Here is a 13,334-nt window from a genome sequence, read left to right as displayed (position 1 = left end):
GGTTTTTGATTAAATCAATTCCAAATCATCGGCATAAACACCGTCATTTCGCCAATACCTCGGTTACTCCAAGCGTAGTATGGAATTAAATGTGTTTTATACGTATCAAATTTTGGCGTACCTACTTCTTGGTACATACCTAAGGCTTTGTCTTTACGAATCATAAACTCACCATCTAGAGTAGCCATACCACCAAGGTAATCTGGTCTGTAGGTCGGTTTCAATTCGTTACTCCCTTTAACATACACATCAAATATGCTAGTATCTTTTGGTAAATCGGCAGATTCTACACAGTAAACCACAGGTCCTCTTTTAACGGCAACTTGGTTACGTACTTCTTCAATTCTAGGATGCCCTTCTATAAACTTCACATCCATTGGCATATCTAACGTAATAACATCGCCTGCTTTCCACTCGCGTTCTATTTTAGCAAAACTGCCAGCTACTACATTTTCAATTTCTTTGCCATTAACATTAAGCGTACTACCTTCTGCCCAAGCCGGTATTCTTAATAACATTTCAAAAGCTTCTGGCTTACTTTCTTCTATGGTAATATTTACTTCCCCTTCCCATGGGTAATTACTTTTCTGGTTCAGTTTTATTGCTGAACCATCTAACAATGTTGTTTCTAATTTATTACCGCCATATAAGTTTACAGCAATACCATTTTCAGATTTACTGTAAGCCCAACCTGGCGATTTTGCTATGGTACGCACTAAATTTGGAGGACAACAAAAGCATTTTAAATAGGGTTGACGCTCAGGAAACTCAACGTTCATTTTATCATAATCTAATGCTCCATCTACTTTACGTAAAGGGTTGGAGTAATAGTAATCTTTACCTTCAAGACTAATACCCGAAAGTCCGCTGTTATGCAAAACCAACTCCATAATATCGCCATGCTTAGAATCGCCACTTAAGGTCAACATTCTATAGTTGAACATTGAATTACAAATATTAGCACATGTTTCATTATAAGCGGTCATATTAGGCATCATATACTCATCAATAAAGCCTTCTTCAATTTTATCTAAACGAGATGATCTACCGTAATGCGTTTGCCCTATTGCCCCTGTAACATACATTTTTTTGTTCGTCACATTATCCCAAAGTCGGTTCAAGGCATCCATTAACTCTTTCTCGCCAGTCTCAGCATAAACGTCTGCCGCACCGGCATAAAAATATAGTGCAAGCACTGCATGACCTACTGCTTCAGTTTCTTCTCTTAACGGAACTCTTTCTTGAACCATATCACCAATAGGATAACCCTTGGTGGTCGAATCTTCAACAATATCATATGTTCCCCTAAGATTAATGAACTGTTCTGCCAATTCTAAATAACGCTTATCTTTTGTAGTACGGTAAAGCTCTACCAAGCCCATTATTTGAGTTTGATTAAAACCAAACCTTTTTAATGAATCATTTACAGGTACAAACAACTCGTATAAATAATCTGCATGTTTAATGGCAATATCTAAAAAGTTAGTTTTACCCGTTACGCGATTATGAATACATGCCGCAGTCAATAAATGCCCACTATTATATAGCTCATGGTACCTTCTATTAGTAAAAGGATTAATGGTATCGTTAATGATTATAGGGGTTGAAAGATACCCATCATCTTGCTGAGCCTTACCAATAACCTCGATAATTTCATCTAGTTCATTTACAATAGCTTCGTTCTTGTTTACACCGTATAGATACAAATTGGCTTCCATCCATTTGTAAAAATCACCATCATGCCACCAAAAACCTTTATGCTCGCCTTCTTTAAGACCTGCAGCAATTTTAAAGTTATTATACCCATGACCCACATCACCTTTTAAGATTTCTCCCATATGCGGAATCATAACCTCTTCGGCTATTTTCCATTTATCTGCCCAAAAACCTTCCGTCCAGCGGCAATCGCCTATGTCTATACTTTTGAGTTTAACATGCGGACTATTTGTATTGTTGACAATACCACCATTTTCATCTAGTGATAAAACTTCTTTTTTTTGTTTTACATCTGTTGATGCAATTTCTTTATTTTCTTTACAGGAAAAAATAAAGGCAAAAAGACAAAAGCTGATTAAAGTGATTTTTTTCATTTTATTGGATGTTGAATATGGACTACAAGAAACGTAAATTAAGACTTAAGTGAGATGTAATTATTAACTAAGACCTACACTATTTTACCCTTTATTTAATCTTCAGAATTACTTTTCAACCAATAAAGCTTACTCCCAAACAACAGGCATGAATACGGTCATTTCTGCTTGCCCCCTATTGCTCCATGCAAAATAAGGTACAAACTGGGTTTTATAAACCTCCCATTGGGGCTTAGTAACTGTTTGATACATACCTTCCGCCTTATCTTTTCGTATTAAAATCTCACCTTTCACAACAGATACTCCGCCTAAAAACTCAGGTCTAAATTCCTCTTTAAGTTCGGTATTACAATTAAAATATACATTTAGTACTTCTGTATTTTTAGGTAAATCTGGAGACTCTATACAGTACACAACAGGACCACGCTTTATCGCAATTTGATTACGAACTTCTTCTATTCTAGGGTGACCTTCAACTAGATTAATTTCCATAGGTATATCTAAAAGAACAACGTCACCCATTTTCCAAACCCTATTAATTCTAGCAAAAGTTCCGGGAGTTAGTTGTATTGAAGTGGGCTCTCCATTAACTTGTAATGTAGCAGATTTCGCCCAACCTGGTATGCGAAATGCAATTTCAAATGATTCGGTTTTACATTCCTGAACAGTGATTTTAATACGACCGTTCCAAGGATAATCAGTTTCTTGGGTAAGCCTTACAATAGTTCCGTCAGATAGATTTGTTTTTAAGTGATTTGATCCATAAAGATTTACGGAAACCCCGTTATCAGACACGCTATATGCCCACCCTGAAACTTTTGATATAGTCCTAACCAAATTTGGAGGACAACAAAAGCATTCTAAATAAGGTTCCCTATTAGGTGTTTCTGTTACATTTTCATGGGCTTCATAATCTCGCGTATTATTGATCATTCGTAACGGATTGGCATAGAAATACTCTTTACCCTCTACACTTATGCCAGATAGCCCACTATTATAAAGTACCAGTTCTATGATATCCATATATTTAGATTCGCCATGAATACCGAACATGCGATAACTGAACATTGCATTGCATAAATTGGCACAAGTCTCGTTGTAAGCAGTCATATTAGGCATCATGTATGCATCTATAAACCCCTCTTCAATCATATCTAAATTGGCAGAAGCGCCGTAATGCGCCTGACCGACTGCACCGGTTACATACATTTTCTTTTGGGTAACATTATCCCAAAGTAGGTCTAATGCATTTAGTAATGCCTGCTCCCCAGTTTCAGAATATACATCTGCAGCACCAGCATAATAATATAAAGCTAAAACAGCATGACCGACAGCTTCTTTAGATTCACGTAAAGGAGTGCGCTCTTGAACCATATCACCAATAGGATACCCTATTGTGGTAGAATCATGTTTTACCTCATACTTACCACGGTTATTTATGAATTTTTCTGCTAACCTCAAATACTTTGCATCGCCAACTGTTCTATATAGCTCTACCAAGCCCATAATTTGAGTTTGGTTAAATCCAAATCGTCCAAAATGTTTCGTTTCGGGCTTGAATATGGTATGAAGTAGATCGGCATGTTTTATGGCGATATTCAAAAAATTATTTTGTCCGGTAACGTTATGATGAATACAAGCACTTATTAATAAATGCCCAGTATTGTACATCTCATGATATTTTCTGTTTTCGTAACGATCAGCATCTTTACGAAGTTGTATTTGTGTTTGCAGATAACCATCATCTTCTTGAGCTTGTGAGATAATAGAGATATATTCATCTATTTCAGAAAGTATACTGGCATTCTTGGTATACGCATAGATATATGTTTTTGCCTCAATGAATTTATAAAAATCGCCATCATGCCAAAACATCCCTTTATGCTCACCCTCTTTAAGACCAGCAGCAATTTTGAAATTGTTTAAGGCATGCCCAACATCACCACATAATAGGTCACCCATATAGGGTACCATAATTTCCTCTGCAGTTTTGAACTTATCAGCCCAAAAACCTCCTGTCCAATTACAATCTCCGATGCCAATACTTTTCAACTTACTATTTGTATTAAAAGTCAAATTTGTGGCTAGTTTCTGATCTATTTTAGAAATGCTCATGTTCAAAATATATGTTTAATTACGATATTAAATTTATTTTTTTAGAAGTGCCAATTGTATTTCTTCAATACTCATATTCTTGGTTTCTTTTAAGTACCTCCATATTACAACCAAACCAATGGCAACAGTAGCCGCATAAAAAAGAAAAATAGCACTACCACCCATTGTGGCTAATTGCCACGGAAAAAACTGTTGCACTACATAGTTGGTTAAACTTGTAATGATGGTGAAAAAAGGTATGGCAATACCTCGTATAGAAATTGGGAATATCTCAGAAAACAAGACCCACATAATTGGTCCGACAGAAAAATGGAATGCTGCAATAAAACTTAACAGACCAATTAGAATTAAAGTCGCATTTAAATCTGCCGCTTTTTCTAAGAGTAAGCTGCTGTTATTACGCGCACCCTCTTCCCCTAATACTTCTTTTAATGCGTCTTTAAATTCAGTATCGCTACCAAATTCTTTACCAACAAGCACATTAAGTTTGTCAACACCTTCTATATCCGTCATTTGAGAAATAGCATCTTGGGTAATGGTATAGCGGGCACTTTTAAATCCGTAAGAACACATACCTAAACTAATGATGATCCAGATCATGCCAAAAATGATCATTGGTTTACGCCCTATCCTATCAATCAATAAAATAGCAAGTACCGTAAAAATAACACTGGTCAGTCCAATCCAAATGGCTTGGGCAAAGGCAGCATCTGTTCCTAAACCTAACTGTTCAAAAACCGTAGGTGCATAAAACAAAATAGCATTTATTCCGGTAGATTGTTGCACAATGGCTATCGTAGTAGCAATGATTAAAATATTGCGCATTGGTTTACTGAAAATCTCCTTAAACTGAGCCACCATTGAACGATTTTCATCTCCCTTATCCAAACTCTTTTGAGTCTCTTGAATATGTTGATCAATTTCATTAGAAGGAATAATTTTTGACAAGGTCCTTTTAGCATCAGCAATTCTATTTTTATACACCAACCAAGCAGGACTTTCTGGTATAAAAAACAAAAGTACCAACCATACCAAGGCAGGTAATATCTCGGAAGCCAGCATCCACCGCCATGTATTTTCAGTAACACCCCAACTTACTGCCCATTCTGCTCCAGACCCAATAGCTTGCAGAATTAAATAATTAATAAAATATGCCGTCGATAAACCTACCACTATATTAATTTGAGTCATAGATACTAGTTTACCACGTAATTTTGGCGGTGCTATTTCACCAATATACATTGACGCCAATGAGATAGAACTAAAAGCCAAACCGCCAATAAAACGAGCAATGACCAAGGTCAAATAATTTGGCGCCAGTGCCGAAGCTATTGCAGAAAATAGATAAAGTATGGCAACTATCTGTAACGTTCTCTTACGACCAAATTGATTGCAGGCATACCCTGCAAAAGGCAATGCCAATAACACCCCTAGTGCGGGTGCACTTACAGCTGTACCTAGTTGTAAATCTGTTAAACCGAATTCTTGAGAAATAAAATTTACCGTTCCTGATATCAATGCAGCGTCTAACCCAAAAATAAAGCCGCCGATTGCAACTATTATAGCATAGGTAAATGCTCTATTCTTCTGTGCTCCCATTTGTTTTTAATTAGTGGTTTTATATTTTATTACTACTTAGTATCAATTCGTTTTACATCTACAAAAAGTGGCCCCGTTGCCAACCTACCAATTTTAAAATAGGCATGAAAATTACCTTCTCCTTTTGGTAATGAAACATCGTTGAATACTACATTTTTTTGACCTTTGCGAATTGGTTGTTCAAGATGAAGGTCGTTATATTTTAAATGGGCAACACCATTGTCAGTTACTTCTGGCAAATCTAAGCTTATAGAATACACCCCTAATTCTGTAGTTACGCGCCAATGCCCTAGCTCATTTTTTGAAATTACTCGTGGTCCGCCCCAGTCGAACCTCGAAAGGTTTACTTCTGGTTGTAGCGCACTACCTAAATATATTCTTTGAATGCCTTTAGCATCGCGCTCTTCGGTAACCTCATCGAACCAATTTTCATATTCATCCAATAACTGCTCTACTATTTCAGGGTGTTTTGCTGCAAGATCTATTCGTTCGCTTGGATCTTCTTCAACATCGTAGAGCTCTAAATTCGAAAGTACTTGTTGCAATTCTTCATCTTTGGGTTGATATAGAATGCCATGCGGAAAATCATGCGGACTGATCAATTTATATTTTTGACCTCTAACTGCAAAATGCATGTATTTAAAAGGTGTAGGGCCATAATGCATTTGGGTAAAAAATAAGCTGTTTTCAAAAGAGTCGGTTTCACCTTTCCATAATGGCAAAAGAGATTTACCATCTATTTTAATATTTTCTGGTGCCTGTACATTACAAGCATCAAGTATGGTGGGCAAAATGTCGATCACGGTACCCATGGTTTTTGAAGTTTGACCTTGTTTTATTTTACCTGGCCATCTGACAAAAAACGGCACCCTTATTCCACATTCATATACACTTGTTTTAGTACCTCTTAAATTAGCCGTCCAACGACCAGGGTATACATCATTTTTAGTTCTTCTATTTCTTGGACCGTTGTCTGATAAAAAAATAACAATCGTGTTTTCTTCTATACCTAGCTCCTTTAATTTTTCTAATACACGACCAACATTGTAATCTATATTATCAATCATTCCATACGTTAGTGCATTGTCTTCATGCAATCCTTTTTTACGATAAGGTTCAGCACGTTCATCGGGGACTTGTAATGGAAAATGGGGAAGATTGGTCGCTAAATAAGCTAAAAAAGGCTTTTTATTTTTTTGACCGATGAAATCCATAGCGGCTTCAGTAAAAATATCATCGCAATAGCCTTCATACTTTTTAGAAACATTATTATGCTCTAAAATTGGATCAAAATACGTGTTTCCTGCAGGACCTGCAGCCTGCCCTATTCCGCCACCTTTGTGTACCAGCGCCTCTTGAAAACCTTGATCTGTTGGTCTCATGGGTGCATTATCGCCTAAGTGCCATTTTCCGAAAATGCCCGTTCTGTATCCGTTCTCTGCAAGAATTTCAGCCAAGGTCTCTTCAGAAGTATTCATAAAATGATCTACCTGAGTTACTGCGGTCACCCCAGTTCTATATGGATATCGACCTGTTAAAACTGCTGCACGAGATGCAGAGCAATTTGGGTACGCAAAAAAATGGGTCATCTCTACACCTTGCTCTCCAATAGATTCCATATTAGGAGTCTTCAAAAATGGGTTACCGTGAGATCCAATATCACCGTAGCCTTGATCATCGCTCATCATGATAATGACATTCGGGCGATCTTGTGATTGTAATATTGAACACGTAGAAATAATTGTTACCGCTAACAATATTCTTGATAATTTGAACTTTAGGTGCGTACTCATAATTCTATTTCTTTACCAATTTGTATATGAACCGTCTCTCTTTTTTAAACGAGGAGTCTCTACTGGAATAAATTTTTTCGACAAGGCCAATTCTTCATTAAACTCAACACCCAAACCTGGCACATTTGGTATGATATACTTAGCACCATCTAATTGGGGTTGTATCGGGTAAAATTCAGCATCATTAGTACCTGGTTGCTCTGCAGGTGTATTAATCTCTTCTAACCACGCTACATTTGGGCATGCTGCTGCCAAATGAATAGAAGCCGCAGTACAGATCGGACCTAACGGATTGTGCGGCATCAAGTCAATATAATGGGCTTCTGCCATAGCAGCAACTTTCATTGCTTCTGTCATACCACCTACATTACATACATCTACTCTAGCAAATTGTGTTATACCTCTTTCTATATAGGGCAGAAACTGCCATTTACTTGCAAATTCTTCTCCTATGGCAAATGGTATATCTACCATTTTACGAAGACTTTCATATGCTTCTGGTGTTTCATCTCTAATGGGCTCTTCAATAAAATCTAAAGTTCCATGTGGCATTTTTGAGAGAAATGAAAACGTCTCGGCGGCAGAAAGACGATGATGATAGTCGATACCTACAACGGGATCAGGACCTATTACTTCTCTTAATTTTGTAACCCATTTAGAAACTTTAGCAATTGATTCTCGAGGTTCAAAAATAGCCTTGCTATTTTCTTCATATTCTGCAGGTGCCAAGCGCAGCACATTCCACCCTTCTTTGATTAAAACCTGAGCTCTACTAATCAATTCTTCTTCGGTAGTAAATCTTAACGATGCGAAACAGTCTACATGGTTTCTTTGTCTACCCCCTAACAATTCATAGACAGGTACACCTAAAGATTTACCTTTAATATCATACAAGGCAATATCAATTGCAGAAATAGCGGCAGTTAATACGCGGCCTCCTTCAAAATACTGACCTCTATATAAATCTTGCCAAATAGCTCCAATTTGATGAGGGTCTTTACCTATTAAATTAGGTCTAAAATGATCTATTGCACCTATAACTGCTAACTCTCTACCAGAAAGACCTGATGCTCCCCAACCATAAAAACCAGCATCGGTTTCAATTTTAATAATCAATTGACTACCAAAACCAATATTGATCGGAAATGTTTTTACTGCCGTAATCTTCATATATAATTTTTATGCTATGGGTTCTGCTACTTCAATTCGTTTTACTTTGCCAACAACCAACAAAAAGGATAAAAAACCAAGAAGTGTTATGGCTCCTATAAAATATAATGCGGGACTAAAATCCCCATCCTCCACCAAAATACCTATTACTACAGGAACTATTACCGCCGATAGTCCTCCTATTAAATTAAACACTCCGCCTACTAATCCAATTAAATGCTTTGGCGCCATTAGTGACACAAACACCCATGTTATCGATGCCAACCCATTACCAAAAAAAGCCAGGGTCATAAACAAAATAACATAAAAAGTATCATCTGTAAAATTGGCTCCTATAATCGTTACCGATAATAATAACCCACATAATACCGGTGTTTTTCTCGCAAACTCAATAGATTTTCCTTTTTTGATTAAATAATCTGATGTAAAACCAGAAAGTAAAACCCCAGCGAAGGCCGCAAGAAATGGTACTGATGCCAAGAAGCCCGATTTTATAAAATCTAATCCTCGATATTCTACTAAATAGGTAGGAAACCAAGTCAAGAAAAATATAGAAACGGATCCTACACAAAATTGACCAAGATATACTCCCCACAATTTTCTGTGCTTAAATGCTTGCGCTAAATCTGACCAGCTAAACTTTGTTTTTTCAGCAGATGAATTACTTGCCTTCACCAAACCACCCCCTTCTCTTATATGTGCTAATTCTTCGGTACTTACCGATTTATGATTATCTGGATCACGGTAAAAAACATACCAAACAATAGCCCAAAGTATGCCTATAATACCTGATACTATAAATAAACCTCGCCATCCCAATTGATCTTGAATTACGGTAAGAACAGGAAACAAAAAAGCCAAACCAATAAATTGTCCTGAAGTATATATAGCTATTGCAGAAGCCCTTTCATTTTCAGGAAACCACTTTGTAACGATAGCATTATTTGCGGGATATGCCGGTGCTTCGAATATTCCAATACTAGCACGTAAACCTAACATGACTATAAATGAATTTACAAAACCTTGTAACAAGGTAGATATCGACCAAAAGAAAAGCATTAGACCATATAACAATCTAGCACCGATTTTGTCAACAACAATACCTCCTGGTATTTGAAGCGCAACGTAAGTCCACCCAAAAGCGGAAAATATTAACCCTAACTGTACCGATGAAAGATCTAAGGCTTCTTTTATAGCCGGAGCCGCAACCGATATATTCGTCCTGTCCAAATAATTGATAACTACACTACCAAAAATCAAAGCAAGCATATTATATCGTTTCTTGGTCATAAGATTTGATTTCTATTTATTAGATTCTCCGTTTAAATACTTTGATTGATCTCTGTATTGATCCATACGATCTATATCGACTTTTTCAAAAGATTTTTTAAGCATCCATCGAGGTCTTTCAAGCGTAAGTTCCCAAGAGAAAAGCTCTTTAAAAAGTTCTTTCACCATTTCTGGATGGTCTGCTACCACATTATTAGTTTCTGAAATATCTGCGGGTATATTATAAAGCTCTGCAGGTCTATCTGGATATCTTATAAGTTTCCAATCTCCTTTACGTATAACACCCCTGGCATCTTTTTTCCAAAAAAGCGTTTCATGTGGTCTATTTTTATCTATGCCATTGATGTAAGGAATAAGGTTTACACCATCAATATCTTTTAGTTCTTTTTCATTACCGCCTGCTACAGCATAAAATGTAGGTAGCAGATCTAATGTACTTATGGGGTAGTCATATACCGTATTCGGTTTTACTTTACCTGGCCATTTCATTAAAAATGGCACTCTTATACCACCTTCTAAATGACTTGATTTAGTGCCACTTAACGGATAATTTACTCCTGCATTTTTATCTGTAGGTCCGCCATTATCATTTGTAAATATTACAATGGTATTGTCTTCAATACCTAATTCCTTTAACTTATCTAATACCTTACCACAAGCACGGTCTAGTGCCAAAGTCATGGCGGCAACAGTTTTTCGTTTACCTACTAAACCAGGAAATTGTTTTAAATCATCTTCGGTTGCATCCATAGGGGTATGAACCGCATTGAATGATAGTATGGTAAAAAATGGTTTAGATGCTTTTGCGTTTCTTTCTATAAAATCTACAGATTCTTTTGCCAAGGCATCTGTCAAATATTTTTCTGGCTCTACGAAATTTGCAAATCCGCGTTCCATCAAATCCATTTCACTTGCCGGTGCATCTGAATATGGAAAATAACTTCTTGCGCCACCTCTAAAACCATAAAACTCATCGAAACCGCGTTTTGTTGGGTGAAAACGGTCATCGCCACCTAAGTGCCATTTTCCATAAAATGAAGTGGCATACCCTAGCTTCTTTAAATAGTCTGCAATGGTTACTTCTTCTACAGGCACACCCATTTCTCGGTCATCAGCTGCAGATACAGCACTCATATAACCAGGTACATTATTCTCTTCAAAACCAAATCGTTGTTGATATTTACCTGTAATCAACCCTGCCCTTGAAGGACCACATGTAGGATCAGAAACATACGCTTGGGTAAAGCGCACCCCTTGGCTTGCTAGTTTATCTAGATTAGGTGTCTTCATTATTTTGCTACCATGAAAACCAAAATCGGCATAACCTGCATCATCAGAAAACAAGAGCACGATATTGGGTTTTTCTTGTGCCGAACAACACAAAGTCATAAGACAAACTGTTGCAAATATTATTTTTTTCATTACAATTCTTTTTTAGTGTCCAAAATACTTTAGTCAAGGAAAGCCGGAGACATGCTCCGGCTTTTTACCGTATTCAAATAAATAAGTAACAACTAATTAGTACCCTACGTTTTGAATAAGTGCCTCAGTTCTATTTATTTCTGATTGAGGTATTGGTAAGTAGTACTGTTTTTGATCAAATGGTCTTGTTTCAATTGTAAGTTCTTCAAAAGAAACATTTTCAGCAAGATCTTTTGTCCAACGCATACCTTTTACGTCAAAACCAAGATTATCTTCATTTAACCAACGTCTTTCATCAAAGAAGTTGTGCCCTTCAAAGGCAAGTTCTACTCGTCTTTCTCTTTTTATAGCCTCTAAAAGTTCTGGACCACTAGCTGTAATGGCTGGTTGTAAAGCTCTTTCTGAAACTCTACTTACATATCTTCTTGCCGTTTCTTCATCACCTGCTCTAAATGAAGCCTCTGCATAATTCAAATAAATTTCTGCAAGTCGATAAATGATATATGGTCTTCCTGGGCTGGCTTGTTTTACATCTGTGCCTAATGCCTCATTTTGGAATTTACGCATTGCATACCCAGTTGTAGATCCATGTCTAAAGTTTCCTAAAGTTTGTTGGTCTTGTGAAAAAGAGTCCAAACCATCAGGGACAACGGTGTTGTCTACAGAAATAGCGTAATCAATAGGTCTTCCTCTAAAAATAGCCCCTTGATAATTGATGTTGGCATAAAAACGCATTTCACGGTTTTCATACGGGTTTGAAGTATCATAAGAAGGACTATCGGTAGTGTTACCATCGTCCATATTATAAACTAAGGTGTAGTTGTGCAGTGGTGTAGAAAGACCCCATCCATCAAAACCTCTAGGTGATTGGGCATTGTCAGGTTGAGTCGTAACATCAGAACCGAAGCCAAAAACACTTCCACCAAAAGGTCTTGCGAACAAGATATCTTGATTTGCTGATAAAAATAGTTCTTGGTAAGCTTTTGCATTTGAAGTGCTTATCAAATCTCGATCTCCCACCAAATCAATAACGGCTGCGGCAGCATCAGCTGCATCTTGCCATTTGCTCGGTTTGTTATAAGTATATAATTCTAAATTAGATGATTGCGGAGCCATAGAAGCATCATGCAAATCACTAGCAGCATATAACAAGGTTCTAGATTTAAGGGCCAACGCAGCCAATCTTGTAGCTCTACCAAATTCTCCACTTTCTCTAGTCAGAGGTAGAAGTGGTGCAATTTCATCTATTTCACTTACTATAAATTCTACAACCTCTTGATAACTATTACGTGAGATATTAAAGTCATCATCTAACGTTGCCGCCGATGTTAATAAAGGTACTCCCCCAAAAAACTTTAATAATTTTGAGTACTGATTAACCCTTATAAAGCGCATCTCTGCTTTTAAGGCTTCTATTTCATCAGGATTATTTATTTGAGCTTCACTACCTTCTACTAATTCTAAAAACACATTAGCTTGTCTTACATAGGTCCAAAGGTCTTGCCACTTTTGACCTAACTGGCCTACATTAGCAGAAGTCCAACCTCTAACTACGTTAAAACGATCTAGAGCTTGTGTAGTCGCGTTAAAATTCATTCTAGCTTCAAGAGAAGCTATCTCCACATTCATATATCGGGCCCAAAATTGACTTCCAGCCCCAAATGATTCCGTACTGTTATACGAGGTGAATAGTAACAATTCTACTTGCTCGGGTGTGCTTAACACCAAATCACTGGCAAATGAGTCTCTTACGTCTATTTCTAAACTATCTTCACAAGCCCCCAGTGTAAAGAGCATGATTGTTAGTACTATAGTACTATACCTTTTTATTGATTTATAATTTTTCATGATTTTT

Annotated in this window: 8 protein-coding genes; all 8 read right to left on the bottom strand. The window is 37.0% G+C overall.

Annotation, left to right across the window (positions count from 1 at the left end):
• Positions 1–14: 14 nt before the first annotated feature.
• Positions 15–2,090 carry a glycoside hydrolase family 127 protein gene (locus QSV08_RS19780; protein WP_324025422.1) on the bottom strand — a complete coding sequence of 692 codons (2,076 nt, stop codon included), beginning with the start codon at positions 2,088–2,090 and terminating at the stop codon, positions 15–17.
• Between the two features lie 129 nt (positions 2,091–2,219).
• Positions 2,220–4,205, bottom strand: a complete 1,986-nt coding sequence (locus QSV08_RS19775; protein ID WP_324025421.1) for a glycoside hydrolase family 127 protein — start codon at positions 4,203–4,205, stop codon at positions 2,220–2,222.
• Positions 4,206–4,238: 33 nt separating this feature from the next.
• Complete coding sequence (locus QSV08_RS19770; protein ID WP_324025420.1) at positions 4,239–5,804, bottom strand: sugar porter family MFS transporter; 1,566 nt, start codon at positions 5,802–5,804, stop codon at positions 4,239–4,241.
• Between the two features lie 32 nt (positions 5,805–5,836).
• Positions 5,837–7,597, bottom strand: coding sequence for an arylsulfatase (locus QSV08_RS19765; RefSeq protein WP_324025419.1), 1,761 nt, complete (start codon positions 7,595–7,597; stop codon positions 5,837–5,839).
• Positions 7,598–7,609: 12 nt separating this feature from the next.
• A complete protein-coding gene (locus QSV08_RS19760; protein WP_324025418.1) occupies positions 7,610–8,767 on the bottom strand; it encodes a mandelate racemase/muconate lactonizing enzyme family protein in 1,158 nt (385 codons plus the stop codon).
• A gap of 9 nt (positions 8,768–8,776) precedes the next feature.
• Positions 8,777–10,057 carry an MFS transporter gene (locus QSV08_RS19755; protein ID WP_324025417.1) on the bottom strand — a complete coding sequence of 427 codons (1,281 nt, stop codon included), beginning with the start codon at positions 10,055–10,057 and terminating at the stop codon, positions 8,777–8,779.
• 12 nt (positions 10,058–10,069) lie between these two features.
• A complete protein-coding gene (locus tag QSV08_RS19750) occupies positions 10,070–11,479 on the bottom strand; it encodes a sulfatase (protein WP_324025416.1) in 1,410 nt (469 codons plus the stop codon).
• Between the two features lie 96 nt (positions 11,480–11,575).
• Positions 11,576–13,327, bottom strand: a complete 1,752-nt coding sequence (locus tag QSV08_RS19745; RefSeq protein WP_324025415.1) for a RagB/SusD family nutrient uptake outer membrane protein — start codon at positions 13,325–13,327, stop codon at positions 11,576–11,578.
• Positions 13,328–13,334 lie beyond the last annotated feature (7 nt).

It is taken from the genome of Maribacter sp. BPC-D8 (genome assembly GCF_035207705.1).
In the GTDB taxonomy this organism is placed as follows: domain Bacteria; phylum Bacteroidota; class Bacteroidia; order Flavobacteriales; family Flavobacteriaceae; genus Maribacter.
This window is presented reverse-complemented; position numbering and strand designations above follow the sequence as displayed.

What these genes read in the sequence shown, in the direction of transcription:
- QSV08_RS19780 (WP_324025422.1), bottom strand. Translation starts at nt 2,090, where the DNA reads ATGAAAAAAATCACTTTAATCAGCTTTTGTCTTTTTGCCTTTATTTTT.
- QSV08_RS19775 (WP_324025421.1), bottom strand. Translation starts at nt 4,205, where the DNA reads ATGAGCATTTCTAAAATAGATCAGAAACTAGCCACAAATTTGACTTTT.
- QSV08_RS19770 (WP_324025420.1), bottom strand. Translation starts at nt 5,804, where the DNA reads ATGGGAGCACAGAAGAATAGAGCATTTACCTATGCTATAATAGTTGCA.
- QSV08_RS19765 (WP_324025419.1), bottom strand. Translation starts at nt 7,597, where the DNA reads ATGAGTACGCACCTAAAGTTCAAATTATCAAGAATATTGTTAGCGGTA.
- QSV08_RS19760 (WP_324025418.1), bottom strand. Translation starts at nt 8,767, where the DNA reads ATGAAGATTACGGCAGTAAAAACATTTCCGATCAATATTGGTTTTGGT.
- QSV08_RS19755 (WP_324025417.1), bottom strand. Translation starts at nt 10,057, where the DNA reads ATGACCAAGAAACGATATAATATGCTTGCTTTGATTTTTGGTAGTGTA.
- QSV08_RS19750 (WP_324025416.1), bottom strand. Translation starts at nt 11,479, where the DNA reads ATGAAAAAAATAATATTTGCAACAGTTTGTCTTATGACTTTGTGTTGT.
- QSV08_RS19745 (WP_324025415.1), bottom strand. Translation starts at nt 13,327, where the DNA reads ATGAAAAATTATAAATCAATAAAAAGGTATAGTACTATAGTACTAACA.